The organism is Sediminispirochaeta bajacaliforniensis DSM 16054, from assembly GCF_000378205.1.
GTDB lineage: Bacteria > Spirochaetota > Spirochaetia > DSM-16054 > Sediminispirochaetaceae > Sediminispirochaeta > Sediminispirochaeta bajacaliforniensis.
In genome coordinates this window covers 11,269-28,051 of record NZ_KB899414.1, presented here as the reverse complement: position 1 = coordinate 28,051, position 16,783 = coordinate 11,269, and the positions used below count along the sequence as shown (strand labels likewise).

13 protein-coding genes are annotated in these 16,783 nt (G+C 50.0%); 6 read left to right on the top strand and 7 right to left on the bottom strand.

Going from position 1 to position 16,783, the window contains the following annotated elements; all coding sequences use genetic code 11:
* Positions 1-80: 80 nt before the first annotated feature.
* The gene (locus F459_RS22180) at positions 81-1,466 is read right to left on the bottom strand and encodes a KamA family radical SAM protein (protein ID WP_020612534.1); all 1,386 of its coding nucleotides are present in this window, start codon (positions 1,464-1,466) and stop codon (positions 81-83) included.
* 335 nt (positions 1,467-1,801) lie between these two features.
* On the opposite strand from F459_RS22180, the gene F459_RS0109685 reads away from it, so the two are divergent.
* Positions 1,802-3,997 (top strand): methyl-accepting chemotaxis protein, encoded by a 2,196-nt coding sequence (locus F459_RS0109685; RefSeq protein ID WP_020612533.1) that lies wholly within the window; start codon positions 1,802-1,804, stop codon positions 3,995-3,997.
* The gene (sppA, locus tag F459_RS0109680) at positions 3,994-6,369 is read left to right on the top strand and encodes a signal peptide peptidase SppA (protein WP_020612532.1); all 2,376 of its coding nucleotides are present in this window, start codon (positions 3,994-3,996) and stop codon (positions 6,367-6,369) included. Before F459_RS0109685 ends, sppA begins: the two co-directional genes overlap by 4 nt.
* 87 nt (positions 6,370-6,456) lie before the next feature.
* Here sppA and F459_RS24125 read toward each other — a convergent pair whose 3' ends face one another.
* The 6 genes from F459_RS24125 to F459_RS0109650 all read right to left on the bottom strand — a co-directional run bounded on the left by F459_RS24125 (position 6,457) and on the right by F459_RS0109650 (position 9,680).
* Positions 6,457-6,621 (bottom strand): hypothetical protein, encoded by a 165-nt coding sequence (locus F459_RS24125; RefSeq protein ID WP_020612531.1) that lies wholly within the window; start codon positions 6,619-6,621, stop codon positions 6,457-6,459.
* A 66-nt stretch (positions 6,622-6,687) separates the two neighbouring features.
* Positions 6,688-6,969 (bottom strand): RNA recognition motif domain-containing protein, encoded by a 282-nt coding sequence (locus tag F459_RS0109670; RefSeq protein ID WP_020612530.1) that lies wholly within the window; start codon positions 6,967-6,969, stop codon positions 6,688-6,690.
* Between the two features lie 259 nt (positions 6,970-7,228).
* Positions 7,229-7,504, bottom strand: coding sequence for a peptidylprolyl isomerase (locus tag F459_RS0109665; protein ID WP_020612529.1), 276 nt, complete (start codon positions 7,502-7,504; stop codon positions 7,229-7,231).
* Positions 7,505-7,529: 25 nt separating this feature from the next.
* Positions 7,530-8,114 carry a LemA family protein gene (locus F459_RS0109660; protein WP_020612528.1) on the bottom strand — a complete coding sequence of 195 codons (585 nt, stop codon included), beginning with the start codon at positions 8,112-8,114 and terminating at the stop codon, positions 7,530-7,532.
* Positions 8,115-8,143: 29 nt separating this feature from the next.
* Positions 8,144-8,944 carry a TPM domain-containing protein gene (locus tag F459_RS0109655; RefSeq protein ID WP_020612527.1) on the bottom strand — a complete coding sequence of 267 codons (801 nt, stop codon included), beginning with the start codon at positions 8,942-8,944 and terminating at the stop codon, positions 8,144-8,146.
* A 4-nt stretch (positions 8,945-8,948) separates the two neighbouring features.
* Positions 8,949-9,680, bottom strand: coding sequence for a hypothetical protein (locus F459_RS0109650; protein ID WP_020612526.1), 732 nt, complete (start codon positions 9,678-9,680; stop codon positions 8,949-8,951).
* Positions 9,681-9,855: 175 nt separating this feature from the next.
* Here F459_RS0109650 and F459_RS0109645 point away from each other — a divergent pair, with 175 nt between their 5' ends.
* The 4 genes from F459_RS0109645 to F459_RS0109630 are packed head-to-tail and all read left to right on the top strand — an operon-like array spanning position 9,856 to position 16,736.
* Complete coding sequence (locus F459_RS0109645; protein ID WP_154651664.1) at positions 9,856-12,297, top strand: hybrid sensor histidine kinase/response regulator; 2,442 nt, start codon at positions 9,856-9,858, stop codon at positions 12,295-12,297.
* Between the two features lie 31 nt (positions 12,298-12,328).
* Positions 12,329-14,122 (top strand): DNA topoisomerase IV subunit B, encoded by a 1,794-nt coding sequence (locus tag F459_RS0109640; RefSeq protein ID WP_026294980.1) that lies wholly within the window; start codon positions 12,329-12,331, stop codon positions 14,120-14,122.
* A complete protein-coding gene (locus tag F459_RS0109635; RefSeq protein WP_020612523.1) occupies positions 14,123-16,054 on the top strand; it encodes a DNA topoisomerase IV subunit A in 1,932 nt (643 codons plus the stop codon).
* The gene (locus F459_RS0109630) at positions 16,047-16,736 is read left to right on the top strand and encodes an RluA family pseudouridine synthase (RefSeq protein ID WP_020612522.1); all 690 of its coding nucleotides are present in this window, start codon (positions 16,047-16,049) and stop codon (positions 16,734-16,736) included. Before F459_RS0109635 ends, F459_RS0109630 begins: the two co-directional genes overlap by 8 nt.
* Positions 16,737-16,783 lie beyond the last annotated feature (47 nt).

Here is a 16,783-nt window from a genome sequence, read left to right as displayed (position 1 = left end):
AACCATTGTAAGACCGCTCGTGACGATTGTGCAAGCTTTGCCGGGTTTATTTACCGGAAACTTTTTTCGGTACGGGATGGTCAGCTTCGGTGTATGGAGATTGCTGCTTCGGGGATAGCTTCCATTGCGGCGTTTCGCAATTGCTTCAATGGCATTTGAGGTCCTCTGCCGTTTGGCTCGAAAAAGAAGCATCTTTCTCCAAAAGCGGGCTTTAGTTCGGTGATCCAGCTTGCCTTCGGGTCATACCTGGCATAAAACACCTTGTTTACCCAGGCGGCTTCTCTGCCCTGTATCATTTTGAGTACGAAGTATTTTTTCCCTTCGATCTCCGTGATTCCGTCGACGAGGATTTTCCCGGGCTTTGCGGACATGCTTGGTCCTCGTACCGTCCGTGCCAGCCCCGATACCTGTCGGTATGCATCGGAGAAAAGCTTGAAAGTTTCGGCAATGGGGATGTCGAAGTAAGCCTTTGGGCCGGTATCCCGGGCAATAAACATATAATAGGGAACCATTCCAAGCTGTACCTCGCGACGCCACATTTGCGCCCACATTGAGGCGTCGTCGTTTATGTGACGTACGATTGGCGACTGACAGCGGATAATCGCACCGGTTCCCCTGATCCTTCGTATTGCGGCTTCCACCGCCTTGGTGGACAGCTCTCGAATATGCGTGAAATGGGCCATGATCGAAAGGTGATATCCTGCTGTGGTAATTTCATGAAAAAGTGAAATCAAATCATCGCTATCTTTATCTGAGAGATAGCGATAGGGCCAGTACGAAAGGCTTTTCGTTCCTATACGTATGGTTTGGAGATTCCCGGGACGATGACGAAGCAGCGGTTCGATATACCGTCGTAGAACATTGCTTCGCATAAACATGGGATCGCCTCCGGTAATAAGGAGGTCGCTTACCTCGGGATGTCTATCGAGATATCTAATCAGCGGTTCGACTTCACCTGAAGCCATCTGCAGCTCTTTGTTACCGATAAATTGTGCCCATCGAAAGCAATAGGTGCAATATGCATGACAGGTTTGTCCCTGCTTTGGGAAAAAAAGTACGGTTTCGTCGTACTTATGTTGCATACCCTGGAGCATTTCTCCTTGCTCTTCGGGAACGTTAAGCTGTAGTTGCCCGGCCGGATGTGGATTCATGGCGGTTCTGATACGATACTGTTCTCTTTTCAGCTGTTCCGGGGAATAGCCGGTTCCGGTTGCAAGATGCTTTGTTATTCGTCCGAGATCACTTTGGTGAAGCATCTGCGGCTGAGGAAAGGTAAGTTGAAAGAGTGGATCCTCGGGAATGTTGTTCCAGTCTATCAGCTCTTCGACGACGTAATTGTTGGTTCGAAAAGGCAAAACCTTTGCAACGGCCAGCATCTCCCTCAGTTGGGATTCCGAAAGTCGTTTTAGTTGAGTAATTGAGTCAATATTAGCGGCAGAATAGGACCTGAATCTCTTCGGTTTCATGAAATACCTTCCTTCATATCTATTTTTCAGATGCAAGTCGACGGAGACAGAGAAACCCAGGACGAAAGCTATTGCGCCACGAGGTACATCCTGTCAACAGATGAGCTCATTCTATTGTCGGTTTTCGCATTCACGGTAAAATCAGGTGGTTCTCCTGCATCTGCAGGTTACCCGACTTTCCATACAAGGGGGATTACAAGACCCTGTACGACTTATCCGTACCCAGTATACTCCGAATTATCAGGGGGTGCAAGATTTTATTTTATAGAAGTCGAAGGAGTTTTCTTTTTCTTTCTCTGTTGTACCATACGGGATTTCTACCGTACAATAATACAATGAAAAGCTTACGAAGTCGTCTCTTGTTGACCTTTCTCGGCATAGGGGCGTTCCTGTTTGCCGGGACCTTCCTCTTCGTTGGTCTGACGGTGGAAGACGCACTGCATACGTATGCCGACCAGGAAGCAAAAATGTATGCGGATCAGGGCGCCAGAATTGTTGAGGCGGAACTGGAAAAAAGTTATGTCTTGTTATCTCAACTTCGTTTTTTATGCGAAGCTCTCATATCGGAGGACAATGACGTCTTTTTGGGTGACCGGATGGAAACTCTCATGGTCGGAATGGTGAAGGACCATGAGGACCTCTCGTCGGTTTGGACCCTTTTTGAACCTGAAGTATGTGGTGATATTCCCGGCATCTCGGCGGATAGAGTATCCGGACAGATCAGGTCCTCACGGGAAAGCCCGGGAAGTGAGGCCTACAAGGCCGATTATTACCAGCTTTCCAAAAAGCGCGGCGGGCTTGTACTGTCGGAACCCAAGGTCGCGCAGGCGGGAGGGAACGGCGTTGTCTATATGACAAAAATGTCTCTGCCGCTTCTTGATTCCAAAGGACAATTTCTCGGGGTTGTCGGGTGCGATCTTGTTCTGAAGGGACTCGGGGAGATGATCGATGCCATTGAGAAGTTCAGCGGTGGTTTCACGACCATCGCTTCCGAGAGCGGTTTAATTGTTGCGGACTCCTTTTCTGAAAGTATTGGCCGGTATCTCTCCGACATACATTCTGCGGATACAGTAAGTGCCGCTTCCCGGGCTGTGGCAGAATGGACGACGGAAGAGACGGTAACCGAGCACAAAGTCAGCAAGGAACAGGTTCGCCAGATGATCAGTGCAATCGAGATCGCCGGACAATATACCGGTTGGACCTATATCGTTTCGATTCCCCAAAGCCTCATCAACGCGGTTCCCCGAAGGATTGCCCTTGTTATGCTTCTTATGGCATGTGCGGCACTATTTCTACTCGCTTTTTCCGTTGCGGCCAGTTCGAGACATATTGTAAAACCCCTCAAAGAAGTCTCTTCGCACTTCGGCCTCATCGCATCGGGTGATTTTCGTTCATCCATAAAAACCAATCGTTCCGATGAGTTCGGAAAGCTTGCACATGATTTTAATGAGCTGAGTAGCATGTTGAACTGCAGCTTTCGAAAGTTACGCGATATTACCGTTTCTATGCGCGGTAGGGCGGAAGCATTCAGTGAGGATATGAAGGCTGCCGACGAGGCCTTTTCTTTGATAGGCGACGCCATTACCGAGGTCATTATGAAGGGGTCCGACAATACAAGAGGACTGAATGAGGTCTCTTCTTCGGTAAAGATTATTTCCGGACGGATCCGTACATTGGGTGAGCGACTGCAAGATCAATCGAATGCTATTCTCCAATCTTCCTCTGCAATCGAGGAGATGCTTGCCAATATCGAGTCGGTCAGCAATTCGGTCATAACCTCCAGTACGCATTTCGACCAGCTTTCGGAGACCTCTCAGGTGGGAGAGGAGCAGCTTGCTTCCGTCATCGCCATGATCGAAGGAATCAACGAACGTTCGGAGGAGCTTCTCGAAACCAATACGCTGATATCCGCCATAGCCGGCCAGACCAACCTTCTTTCGATGAATGCAGCCATAGAGGCCGCCCATGCAGGAGAAGCCGGAAAGGGATTTGCCGTTGTTGCCGACGAAATTCGAAAACTTGCGGAAGACACCTCCGAACAGTCCAGATCTACGGAGCAGAGCCTCCGAGAAATTGTCGCCGCATTTCAGGAGATCACCGGATCGGCGCGTCAGGCCGGTTCGAATTTCTCTTCCATTAGAGAGCTCATCCGTACGGTGGTACGGATTGAGGCGGAGATAAAATCTTCAATGCAGGAGCAGGATGTCAGCAGTAAGGAGATTCAGGTCGCTTTGGATGGTCTGAAGGAGTCGACAACCGCCATCAGGGAAGATGCCGGCGAGATAGCTTCCGGTGCCGAGGCCATCAAACACGAGATCGATACCCTCGAAGAGAATAGTCGGGGAATCAGCGATAGTATTGTTCGGGTTCATGAGAGTAGTCAGAACCTAAATTCGGTCGTGAAAGGTGCGGGACAGAGTGCGGAAGAGAACCTTCGTTCTGCCGAGGGTGCCCACGAGGCCATGGAAAAGTTCCTTTTTAAGGAAGATGAGGAAGCTGATGAGACGCCTTGCATAGGAACGGAAAAATGAAGCGTTTTTTTATTCTTTGTTTGTTGCTTTGCTTTGCCTTATCCCTTTTTGCCGCTCCGTCGGAAGGAGGGGTTGCCCTCGGCAATGGGTATCGGGCTCCCTTGGTCAACCCCGCTTTGCCTGCCTGGGGAGGGGCCTCCGGCTTCGCCCTGGAGCTTTCCGGCTACTCGGATGGAGACTTCGACGATGGGGCTTTCTATGTTAATGGTCGGCATCTGGGATATATCCCTTCCTGGGAAGGATGTTCGTGGAGCCATGCGTTCTATCTTGCCTTCCCTATTTTTCGCAATGCCTATATGGGAGCGCTTCTTGAAACCGATTTTGGCTCTTCGGCCCCTTCCTGGACCGGAGGTTTTCTGCTGCGTCCTTCCGACGGATTCGGTTTCGGCCTGCGGTGGGATATCCCCTCTTCAGGCTCTTCTTCCGCCACTGCAGGAGTGGCTTTCCGCCCTCTGGCCCTTCTCGGGGGATCGGCATCGTTTCTCGGCCTGGGATTTGATCTCACCGTTGACGATTCCGGTGTTTCCGCCCCCCTGCTCTCCCTTCGAAGTGAGCCGGTCGAGGGTCTCGAACTGTATGCTTCCTACGATCTGGAGTCGGAGACGGTACGTCTCGGAGCATCTCTGGCCCTCTATAGTACTCAGGTGGGAGGAACCATGCGGAATACCGATGGTGATCCTCTTGCTGCCGGGAAAGAGAGCAGTCTCTTCGTGAGGGTCGCATCCGATGCCTTGAGTCGACCGAGACTTGCACATAACGATACCATCGTTCGCTATCGTTTCGGCGGGCCTGTTCGTGAGGTCCCCTCGGTAGTACGATTTGGCCGCCGGCTTTTGGGCGATGATTCCATTACGCTTCGCGAGCACATTCGCCGTCTGAACGAGCTTGCGGATGATCCCCTCGTCGACGGGATTATCTTTGTCAACGAACACCCTGCTTCATCCCTATCTGTGGCTCGGGAATTGCTTGTTCCCTTGAAACACTTTCGGGAAAAGGGAAAAAAGGTGATGTTTTACTTTGATACCGCTGATACCGACGACTATCTCCTTGCGGCTGCCTGCGGTGCCGAGATATACCTTCATCCCGAGGGAAGCGTTGATCTAAAGGGCGTCTCGGTAACGAGGAGCTATTTTGCGGCTTTTCTCGATACCTACGGCATCAATTTTGAGAATTTTAGAAGTCATCCATACAAAAGCGGTTTCGATACGTTTACCGAAGGGGGCATGCGGGAGCCTGAACGGGAAGAGCTTACGGTTTTGGTTGCCGACATGGAACGTGCCGTTGTGCAGCTCCTTCAGGAAGGCCGAGGAGATCGTTTGGCCGGAGATGCGGGAACGATCCTTGCCGGGGGGCCTTATCTTCGGGCTTCGAGGGCCCTGGATGCGGGACTGGTAGATAAGCTTCTGTATCGGGATGAACTAGAGGATGCGATGGATGTTGTCGAAACCTATGAGCTTCCTGCAAAACCGGTCCGGCGCGATTGGAGTGATCCTCGTCCCCTTACTATTGCCATCATCAATCTGACCGGAAATATTCACAGCGGAGAAGGGGTTCCCGGAGAGTCTGTCGGGGCCGATACCGCTCTCCGTTCCATCGCCCTTGCCAGGGAAGACGATAGTATTGATGCTATCGTACTGAGAATCAATTCTGGAGGAGGGGGGCTGCTTGCCTCCGACTCCATCGCCCGGGCGGTTTCCCGTACCGTTTCCGGAGAGAATGCCAAGCCAGTTGTCGTTTCGATGGGCAGCATGGCGGCTTCCGGCGCCTATTATATTGCTGCCAGGGCCAATGCCGTTTTTGCCTATCCTGAAACGGTGACCGGTTCAATTGGCGTTGTTGCGATGACTCCGGATATTTCACGACTGCTTGAGGAACATAAGATCGCTGTGGAAACGGTGAAACAATCCCCCGAAGCCGATTTCGGATCTCCTTATCGGCCCTTACTGGCGGAGGAACGGGAAAAGATTAAAGCGATGATTGCGTCCGGATACGACCACTTTATCGAAAACGTTGCCGAAGGTAGGAATATGAAGAAAGAAGAGGTCGATCGTATTGCCCAGGGGCGAGTCTGGAGCGGTTCGGCCGCGCAGGAGAGGGGCCTGGTCGATGAAATCGGAGGGATGGACGCGGCGGTTAAACGGGCAGCCGAACTCTCAGGGCGCCAGGGAGCAATTGAACTGGCAGATTATACGATACCGGAACGAGTTTTACGACTGCCTTTCCTGACCCCATTTCTGGTGACTACCTATAATGGGCTTGGAAGTGTATGGCTGCCGTTATCTTCCTCCGTTGACCGGGAGCTTGAATTGTTACGCGAAGGTTCTCAGCGGGGAGAATATCTTTATTCCTTGACCCCTTACCGACCTGAATGAAAAACGGTGGGTAAGGCCACAATAAAAAACCCGCATTCGGCTTCTTCCGATGCGGGTCCAATTGATCTGTGCCTTTGTTGCGCAGGTTTAATCGTTATTGTTCGTTTCGGCATCAGAGGAATTCTCCTGTGGCTCCTCTTCTGAGTTTTTGTTTTTGCTTTTTGCCCGCTTTTTTTCCAACTTTTCCTGTTTTTTCTTTTTCTTTTTTAGTTCTTGTTGCCGTTTTTCGTAGGAATAAAAATTTTTTGCCAAAAGGTTCCTCCCGTAGTAAAAAATAAAGCAGCCGTAGGCTGGCTGCTTCCTAATGGGGGCTCAGATTTAATATCTGTAACCACCTCTTTGAGGTCTGTCGTTTCTATCCCTGGCTTCGTTTACTTTCAGCTCCCTGTTCTTCCACTCTGTTCCATTTAGAGCGGAGATAGCAGCATCGGCTGCGGATGAGTCTTCCATTTCAACAAAACCAAAGCCTTTGGAACGGTTCGTGTCCCTGTCGGTTATGATACGGGCACTGCTGACGCTACCGTATTGTGAAAACATTGATTCCAAATCCTCTTCTCGTGCTTCATAGCTAAGATTTCCCACATAAATCTTCTTCGACATACTAACTCCTTGATCCGGTGTCCTTACCGGAAAATAAAAATAAACGGGAAAGATCGATAATCTTTGATCATACGTTGAAGGAGTAGTGGAATTGAAAAAAAAGATAAAGGATAGAAAAATGCTTCCTTGTCTCTCTCATTACAATTGCAAAACGATTCAATCATAGGAAAAAGAGTATACGACACTCAACGTCTTATTTCTGAGTCTATTCCAGGTCGACGGAAAAATCAAGTGAGCACATGATCCGGATGTCCGGAGGCTACTTTCTTCCTGTCAATTTGATAACATGAAATCCAAACTGGGTTCGTACCACATCGCTGATGCTGCCGACACCCATATTTGAGCAGGCCCGTTCGAATTCCGGTACCATCTTACCGCTCCCGAACCAGCCGAGATCTCCTCCCTTGGATTTGCTTGGGCAGGTTGAGTACTCTCTGGCAAGTGCAGCGAAATCCGCTCCTTTTTTTGCCCGTTTTACCAGTTCTTTAGCCAGATTTTGGTCCTTTACCAGAATGTGACTTGCTCTCCACTCCATTATGCTCTCCTTAGCCTCTGTTTCTTTAGTTTCCGAAATCGACTTTCGGTGCCGTTCTTGCTGCCTCGTCGATTTCGAAGTAATCACGTTTTTCAAAACCCATGGAACCGGCGATGATAGATCCGGGAAAAATCCGTATCTTGGTGTTGAACTGCTTTACCTGGTCGTTGTAACGCTTTCTGGCCACGGCCAGACGATTTTCGCTTCCTGCCAGTTCATCCTGAAGCCTGGTGAAATTGCCATCGGCCTTTAGTTCCGGGTAGTTTTCCGCCACAACCAGTAGCCTGGAAAGTGCTCCCTGCATCTCGTTGTATCCTTCGGCCTTTTCCGTAACGCTTCCAGCGCCCGCAAGCTTTGCCCTGGCGTTCGCAATATTGGTAAACACCCCTTCCTCATGGCTTGCATAGCCTTTTACCGTCGATACCAGATTGGGAATCAAATCGCTTCGTCGCTGTAACTGATTGTCGATTTCCGCCCACGCCGCATCGATTCCCTCTTCAAGCTGTACCAGGTTGTTTCGAGTCCCGATGTACCAGGATCCGAAAGCGAATACCAGCACACCTATAAGCGCGACAACCATGATAATGCTTGCTCTGCTTCTTCCGCTCATCTCGTTTGCTCCTTATCCATAATTTCTGTTTAAAATCCTCGGCTGGCTCCTCCGCCTCCGAAGCTTCCGCCTCCGAAACCGGAAAAACCACCTCCGCCTCCGAATCCTCCGGAACCGAATCCTCCGCTTCCGAAGCCTCCCCTATAGTGACGATGCCCGCCGCCGCCAAAGAACAGCAGCGGCCAGAGGAATCGTCCGCCGCCGCTAAAAATGATAAAAAGGACAAAAAGTACCTTGAAGAGTTCCGCCATGGAACTGCCGCCGTTCTCCCTTCCGTAATCGTAGCGGCTGCTTTCGTGCATATCAACTTGTGAAAGGCTTACACCGTATTCGTCGGCAATAATGCCCGCTATGCCGTTGACCGCTCTTACAAAACCTTCTCCGTAGTCCCCTTTCTGGAAATAGGGCACCATGGAGGTATCCATTATCTCCCCCACAAGACCGTCGGGAAGAGCTCCTTCAAGGCCGTAACCGACCTCGATTCTCAATTTTCGTTCCTGCATGGCCAGGATAAGGAGAACGCCGTTATCTTCTTTCTTTGCCCCAATGCCCCATTTCTGTGCCAAAGCAACGGAATACTCTTCGATGGATCCATAGGGAGCGTATGACTGTACCGTTGCAACGGCGATTTCTGCTCCAGTTGCTTGTTTGACCGATGCGGCGACCTGTTCGATTTCCCGTTTATCGGAATCGGCAATGATTCCGGCAAAGTCGTTTACCGTTCCCACCGGATCGGGAAGCTTCTGTGAAAAAGCAGCTGCCGAAGCAAAGAGAAGGAAGATGATACAAAGAAGCAGATGAATATTCCGGTCGCGTTTTACTGCTGCCATGTATTTATGCCTCCAACTTATCGACGATACCGGAAAGTTGAGTGAGGGCTACCAGGATAGCCTCGGCCGTTTCTGTCGCCGTGGCTGTCTTGTGTTCCCCATCGCGAAGGGCCGAGAGTTCGGCGAATGGGGTTCCGTCGATACCGTATGCCTCCGCCACATCCCCGGCAAGCGCATCCGCCCCAAACGGAATATGAGCTGCTTCCTTGAGCCGCAGCAAACCCCGAAGCAGCGCGGTTTGGGCCCCGAACCACTCTATCAGAACCGATTTTAGTCTGCGCGGGGATCCCTTTGAGGCAAGAATCGCCTGTCGTATGGCATTGATACTTCCCCGCAGCCGCTCTTCCACCTGATGGCGCAAATGCCGTTTGTCTACAGTAATTGTTTCGGCGTAGTCCTTGCCGAAGAGGAGCTGCCGTCGGGCTATGAGGTCGAGATATTCCATGGGAAAGACATCCGCGGCGTTGAGAAATTCCTCTACGGTTTGGATCTGGAGGCTGATCCTCTGTTTTCGTATATAGCGTGACTGCTGCCTGCCCAGCTCTATAATATTTCGGGGCGCTGGTGCCTCGATCAAAGCCATGAGGTTGATATCCGATGTTCCCGGATTGTATTCTGTGCCGGCCGCACTGCCATACAGCATTACCGATAGGAGGCTTTCCTTAAAAATCTGCTGCAGAGACGGTATGAAATGCTTTTTCACCGAAGCAATAGCGGACAGCTGTGGGTTATTCATGATTCCTCCATGATTTTTCAGGTTTGAACAAGCTTAGTTTAAGATACTTTTCCGCCGGGGAAAAGGCAACGAGGTGTTGCTTATCTTGAAATCGTCCGGAATTGCAAAAATCTTTTCATTTACCGTTGAGTCCTGTGATTCGCCCCCTTATACTTCCTAACGGATAATGGGATTCATGGATAAGAACGAAAATTTTCTTGACAGTTTATCATCTTTCGTTCGGGAAGCCCACGGGGTTTTTGATTCCCCGTATGCCCGAATGTTGCGTCTCATGTGTGACAATGTTCCCGACCTGCTTTGGGCAAAGGATTTGAACAACCGCTTTCTTTTCGTTAATCAGGCAATGTGCGATAAACTCCTTTGTGCCCGTGATACCAATGAGCCGATCGGAAAAACCGACATGTTTTTTGCTCTGCGTGAACGAAAAAATCATCCTGAACAGCCTGATTGGCATACCTTCGGAGAGATATGCCGGGACAGCGATCTTGTGGTTCGTCAGACCGGACAGGCGGGACGCTTTGACGAGTTCGGGAATGTCCGTGGTGAGTTCCTCTTTCTGGACGTTTACAAGGCCCCCTTTCGCGATGAAGCCGGAGAGATCATAGGGACCGTCGGCTGCGGCAGGGTTGTTACCGATGAACGGCGGATGGTCGAGGCACTCCAGGAACGTGAGGAGGAGTATCACAGGATTGTAGAGCAGGCTGCTTCGATCATCGTAAAGGTTGATCTCTCGGGACAAATTCTTTTCATGAATCATTTTGGCCTTGATCTGTTTGGCTACACCATGGATGAGCTTTATCACAAGAATGCCGTTGGGACCATCGTTTCGGATAAAAAAAACGATGACTTTTTTCGAAAGGTGCCCGATCAGTGCTGCGACGGCAAAACCATCGAAGAGAGTGTTACCAGATTGGGCGAGCATCTCTACATTTCCTGGTCGAATCGGCCCCTCTATGATACCGAAGGACGCTGCTATGGCTTCCTTTCCATCGGAAACGATGTGACCGACTATAAGGTAAGAGAGCTTGAACTCTTGGAGGTCAGGCAGAGAGCTGCCTCTGCCGAACTTCAGAAAGGTGTATTTCTTGGAACCGTGACGCATGAGCTGAGGACTCCCCTCTCGGGTATGCTTGGGGTTGTGGACGCTCTCCTTTCATCCGGTCGTGCCCCAGGAGTGCATGAAGAACTTTCTCTCCTTCGGGATGCTGCTCAAACTCTTTTGGCCTTAGTCGACGATCTTGTCGGGGTTACCAATATGAATGGCTTTTTCCCCGATATCAATGCTTCCGCCTTTCACCTCGGAAAGGATCTTGTGGGCCCTGTTCGTCGTTTAATGGAACCTTTGGCCAGGGCGAAGGGGCTGAAATTGGAAGTTCGTGTGGCTCCAGGTGTTCCTACCCTGCTTTTGGGCGACACATTACGGCTTCGCCAGATTTTTTACAATCTTATCGGTAATGCTGTTAAGTATACCGATCATGGACGGGTTTTGTTTTCCGTAGAACAGGATACTCCGCTTTTTCCGGAGAAAGGCCGCCAGGCCCTGGTTTTCTCGGTATCCGATACCGGTAATGGTATTCCGGATGATGTGCAGGGAACCTTGTTTGACTTTTTTACCCGCTCTTCAAGTCCTGATCAGCAAAGGAGGGAAGGTAGTGGTCTTGGCCTTGCGGTGGTAAAGCGGATCGTCGATGCCATGGGTGGAAAGATAGAGGTCCATAGTGACCCGGAATCCGGGGCGATGTTCCGTATCCATCTTGACCTGATGCATCCGGAACAGGATGCTTCCGATGAGGTTTGTGAGGATATTCCTCCCTTGGAAAAGGACGATTCCCAGTTTCTGGAAAACGCCATGCCTCGTATTCTCCTTGCAGACGATAATAAATTGCATCGCCTTTCCATTGGCTGGGCTCTCCGTGATGCCGGCTGCCGGGTCGTTGAAGCGCGGGATGGCGGAGAGGCCCTTGCCGCTGCCGGAGCTGCCTGTCCCGATGCTGTGATTCTTGATATAAAAATGCCTGGATCGGAGGGGGTCGATTTATTACAGGAGACACGTACGCTCTGTTCTCCCGATATTCCTGTCCTTGCGGTCACTGCCTGGATCAGTGAGGAGGAACAGAAAAAACTACTTGATTCGGGCTATGTCGCAGTTTTGATAAAGCCGGTTTCCCGAAGTCGGCTTTATTCCTGCCTTGCGGGGGCACTTCGAACCGTTTCTTCTTCCTCTTTCAAAGAGTATGGATGTGGAGACCTGGGAGAGGCCGATTATGAAGCCCTCGTCGATCGGTTTTTCGAAAAGATCAAGTTGGCTTCCGGCAGGGACCGGGAATATCTTAAGGAGATGGCCTCTCTCTTTGTGAAAGAGTTTCCACAGCTGCTCTTTGCCTTTGAAAAAGAATTGAGCCAGACACCTCCGGACAAAGATCTGCTATGCAATCGAATGCATTCTATGTGTAATTATGTGAGTGCCGTCGGAGAGGGCGCTCTTGCGGGAATGATCCGGGGCTGTGAGGAACAGCTTGCCGCAGGGTTATGCAGCGAAGATGAGTTTCGCCGGCTTATTGAAAATCTCCGCCTCTTTCACCGAATTATGCAGGACCGTTTTTCATCACTACTTTGAAACAACGAAAAAACGTGATACAAATGCATTCATGGCGAAGAAATCTACTAGTTATGACGAAAGTAAGATAAAAACACTATCTAGTCTCGAACATATTCGGCTGAGAACCGGGATGTACATCGGTCGGCTCGGCGACGGCAGCAACTTTGACGACGGTATCTACATTCTTCTGAAAGAGATCATCGACAATAGTATTGATGAATATATTATGGGATCCGGAAATCTCATAAAGGTTCAGCTTGCCGATAATGTCGTCCGAGTAAGAGATTTCGGACGTGGAATTCCTCTTGGTAAGGTGATTGAGTGTGTTTCGATTATCAATACCGGAGCAAAATACAATGATGAGGTTTTCCAGTTTTCTGTGGGCCTAAATGGGGTCGGTACCAAGGCCGTAAACGCACTTTCAAAACGCTTTCGGGTAGTGAGTTTTCGGAACGGTGCCTATTTTGAGGCAATATTTGAACGAGGAGAGCTGAAAAGCCAGAAAAAAGGAAAGGCCCCGAAGGAAAAAAACGGGACCTATACGGAATTCGAAGCGGATCCCGATATCTTTGGTGATTATCTATTCAATCAGGAATTCGTCGAACAGCGGATGTGGAACTATGCTTGCCTAAATGCGGGACTGTCCCTCGAATTCAACAAAAAGCGATTCAAAAGTGAAAAAGGCCTTCTCGACCTCCTCGCTTCGGAAATCGGAGAGAAAACCCTCTACGAGATTGGCTACTATCGTGGCGAAAAACTGGAATTTGCCTTTACCCATACGGAGACCTACGGAGAAACCTACTTCTCTTTTGTCAACGGCCAGTATACCAGTGACGGAGGGACCCATCAGAGTGCCTTTCGAGAGGGGCTTCTAAAAGGGGTGAACGAGTTTTACAAGAAAAATTACTCGGGAGTCGATGTCCGCGAGGGTATTGCCGGGGCTATCGCCGTCAAGTTGATGAATCCCGTCTTTGAGAGCCAGACAAAAAACAAGTTGGGTAATACCGAGGTCAGGGGCTGGATCGTTAATGAGGTCAAAGATGCGGTGGCCGATTTTCTCCATAAGGATCAGGAAGCCGCAAAAAAACTTGAGGACAAGATCCGAAACAACGAACGACTACGTAAAGAGCTTAATTCGGTAAAAAAGGAGGCCCGGGAGGCAGCCAAGAAAATCGCCCTCAAAATTCCGAAGTTGAAGGATTGCAAATATCACCTTGGAGACAAAGAGGGTGATGAAACGATGATCTTTCTTACCGAGGGTGCTTCAGCCACCGGAGCCATGGTATCCAGCCGGGATGTCTACCATCAGGCAATTTTCAGTCTTAGGGGAAAGCCGCAAAATACATGGGGAAAGAAGAAAGCCGATCTCTACAAAAATGAAGAGCTATACAATATGATGATGGCCCTGGGCATAGAGAACGATGTCGCGGAACTGCGCTATGCAAAGATTGTCATTGCAACCGATGCCGATCACGACGGTTTTCATATTCGTAATCTGCTTCTTACCTTTTTCCTCAACTATTTCGAGGAACTTGTGCATCAGGGACGGGTTTTCATTCTCGAAACACCCATTTTTCGGGTACGAAACAAAAAGGAGACCCGGTATTGCTATAACATCAAAGAGCGGGACGAAGCCATGGGCTCTCTTTCCAACCATGAGGTTACCCGCTTTAAAGGGCTCGGAGAGATCAGCCCAAGTGAATTCGGACAATTCATCGGCGAGGATATGCGTCTGGTGAATGTCAGCATCAAGAGCCTCCAAACCATCCCCGATACCCTGGAATTTTACATGGGGAAAAATACCCCGCATCGCCGAAGCTTTATCATGGAGAATTTGATCTAAATGAGTTATGTAAAGACCCTCTTTAATCGTAACTTCCTCGAGTATGCATCCTATGTCATCAAGGATCGGGCCATCCCCGATATCGGCGACGGTCTTAAGCCGGTACAGCGGCGTATTCTCCATTCGCTCTTTGAGGTCGACGACGGGAAATTCCACAAGGTGGCCAATATCGTTGGCCACTGCATGAAGTATCATCCTCACGGGGATGCAAGCATCTATTCCGCATTGGTTGTCCTTGCCAATAAGGACCTATTCATCGACAAGCAGGGGAATTTCGGTAATCCCATAACAGGAGACGAGGCGTCCGCTGCCCGATATATCGAATGTCGTGTCCTGCCCTTTGCGAAGAAGGTGCTCTACAGCCCTCAGGTAACAGAGTATGTGGACAGCTATGACGGCCGAAACCGTGAGCCTGTAGTCTTTCCTTCAAAGATTCCCGTACTTCTCATTCAAGGCGCCGAGGGTATCGCCGTTGGTATGTCGACCAAGATCCTGCCCCATAACTTTGAAGAGGTGCTTCGGGCGGTTGTTTGCGAGTTGAAAGGAGAGCCTTTTCAGCTTTTCCCTGATTTCCCAAACGGTGGATTGGTCGATGTTTCCGATTACCAGGACGGTCTTGGAAAGGTCCTCATCCGGGCAAAGCTGGACACCAAGGATCCAAAGCGGATCATCATTAAGGAAATTCCCTTCGGAACTACTACCGAAAGCCTCATCGCTTCCATAGAGGCGGCGGCCCGAAAGGGAAGGGTCAAAATCAGTCAAATCAACGACTATACCAGTGAAGAGGTCGAGATCGAAATTAAACTTGCCAGAGGTGTCTATACCAAAGAGGTGATGGACAGCCTTTTTGCCTACACCGACTGTGAGTATTCGGTCAGCGTAAACCTTCTTGTCATAAAGGAGGGACTGCCTACCCAGATGACCGTCACCGAGGTGATTCGCTACTATGCACGTCAGCTTGTGGCTGTTCTTGAGGCGGAGCTGAAGGTCGAAGAGGCCGATCTGAAGGAAAAGATCCATGCAAGAACCCTGGAGCGTATCTTCATCGAAGAGAGAATTTATAAACGTATCGAAGAGATGAAGACGAGAGAGACGGTGATTTCTGCGGTTATCGAAGGATTTAAACCCTTTAAAAAAGAGATTCCGCGGGAAGTGACGGAAGAGGATGTGGAACGGCTTTTGAAAATTCCGATCCGGCGAATCAGCCTCTACGATATCGAAAAGGCACGTAAGGAGTTGGCCGAGCTGCAGGGACGCCTGAAAGAGGTCCGTTATCATTTGAAAAATCTGGTGGCCTACGCCATCGGTTTTATCGAGGGGGTCCTGAAGGATACCGCTGGAATGTTTCCCCGCAGGACAAAGGTGGGCCGTTTTGAGAAGGTGGATGTCCGTGAGGTTGCCGCTCGTGATCTTGATCTGCGTTATGACGCCAAGACAGGATATCTTGGCTACGATCTGAAAGGCGGCGACTCTCTTTTTGCGGTCAATCAGTACGATCGGGTGCTGATTATTCGGGGAGACGGGACCTACCGGGTAACCGATGTTCCCGAAAAGATGTTTGTCGGTAAGGGATTGATGTACTGCGGTATCGCGGACAAAGAAGAGCTGGCCGACTGTCACTTTTCCATTGTGTATCAGGATACGGTAACCAAGCATCTCTATATTAAGCGATGTACCATCGAGCAGTTTATCCTGGAGAAGGATTACGATCTTTTGCCCGAGAACGCAAAACCCCTTGCCTTTACCACTCGTGAGGATCAGGAGATCGTTCTGAACTATAAACCAAAGCCTCGCCTTAAGATTTTGGAGGAGTATTTTCGGATTTCCGATTTTTTGGTGAAAAGCGTGAAGGCCGGAGGCGTCAGGCTTTCCACCAAGGAAGTAAAGAGCCTTAAGCTTCGAAAGGCAAAAAAGAAGGCGGAAGATGCTTGAAGTGTTATATGAAGATAATCACTTGATTGTGGTGAATAAGCGGTGCGGTGATATTGTGCAGGGGGATAAGAGTGGCGATCCTACACTTGCCGATGAGGTAAAAGAATATCTGAGAGCGAAATACAACAAGCCGGGAAATGTCTTCCTTGGAATTCCCCATCGCCTTGACCGCCCTACAAGCGGCGTTGTGCTGTATGCCCGTACGGAAAAAGCCCTTAGGAGACTTTCTCTTTCGTTTCGTGAGCAGCATGTTGAGAAGATCTATTGGGCCGTTGTTGACAAGATGCCTCCCGCAGAGTCCGGCACCCTCGTTCACTATCTTCGCCGGGACAGAAAGAAAAACAAGTCTTTTGCTTCCGATACTCCAACAGCCGATAGTCAGGAGGCAAAAATGCGTTATCGACTTGTCGGAGCGACAAATAGGTACTATCTATTGGAAATAGAGCTACTTACCGGCCGGCATCACCAGATCCGTGCTCAGTTGGCGGCCGTCGGCTGCCGAATCCGTGGAGACTTGAAATACGGTTATCCCCGGAGTAACCGGGACGGGGGGATACATCTTCATGCCAGAAAGGTTTCCCTCGACCATCCTGTGGGGGAACGGAATCGGATCACCATCACGGCGGATCCTCCCTCCGGGGATCCTTTATGGGGGGAGTTCCTTCGCCTTGAGGAGGGCTAAGAGTGTAGTCATCCGATCTCTGTTGCAAAAAGGCCTCCCCAGGCCTA

What these genes read in the sequence shown, in the direction of transcription:
- F459_RS22180 (WP_020612534.1), bottom strand. Translation starts at nt 1,466, where the DNA reads ATGAAACCGAAGAGATTCAGGTCCTATTCTGCCGCTAATATTGACTCA.
- F459_RS0109685 (WP_020612533.1), top strand. Translation starts at nt 1,802, where the DNA reads ATGAAAAGCTTACGAAGTCGTCTCTTGTTGACCTTTCTCGGCATAGGG.
- sppA (WP_020612532.1), top strand. Translation starts at nt 3,994, where the DNA reads ATGAAGCGTTTTTTTATTCTTTGTTTGTTGCTTTGCTTTGCCTTATCC.
- F459_RS0109670 (WP_020612530.1), bottom strand. Translation starts at nt 6,969, where the DNA reads ATGTCGAAGAAGATTTATGTGGGAAATCTTAGCTATGAAGCACGAGAA.
- F459_RS0109665 (WP_020612529.1), bottom strand. Translation starts at nt 7,504, where the DNA reads ATGGAGTGGAGAGCAAGTCACATTCTGGTAAAGGACCAAAATCTGGCT.
- F459_RS0109660 (WP_020612528.1), bottom strand. Translation starts at nt 8,114, where the DNA reads ATGAGCGGAAGAAGCAGAGCAAGCATTATCATGGTTGTCGCGCTTATA.
- F459_RS0109655 (WP_020612527.1), bottom strand. Translation starts at nt 8,944, where the DNA reads ATGGCAGCAGTAAAACGCGACCGGAATATTCATCTGCTTCTTTGTATC.
- F459_RS0109650 (WP_020612526.1), bottom strand. Translation starts at nt 9,680, where the DNA reads ATGAATAACCCACAGCTGTCCGCTATTGCTTCGGTGAAAAAGCATTTC.
- F459_RS0109645 (WP_154651664.1), top strand. Translation starts at nt 9,856, where the DNA reads ATGGATAAGAACGAAAATTTTCTTGACAGTTTATCATCTTTCGTTCGG.
- F459_RS0109640 (WP_026294980.1), top strand. Translation starts at nt 12,329, where the DNA reads ATGGCGAAGAAATCTACTAGTTATGACGAAAGTAAGATAAAAACACTA.
- F459_RS0109635 (WP_020612523.1), top strand. Translation starts at nt 14,123, where the DNA reads ATGAGTTATGTAAAGACCCTCTTTAATCGTAACTTCCTCGAGTATGCA.
- F459_RS0109630 (WP_020612522.1), top strand. Translation starts at nt 16,047, where the DNA reads ATGCTTGAAGTGTTATATGAAGATAATCACTTGATTGTGGTGAATAAG.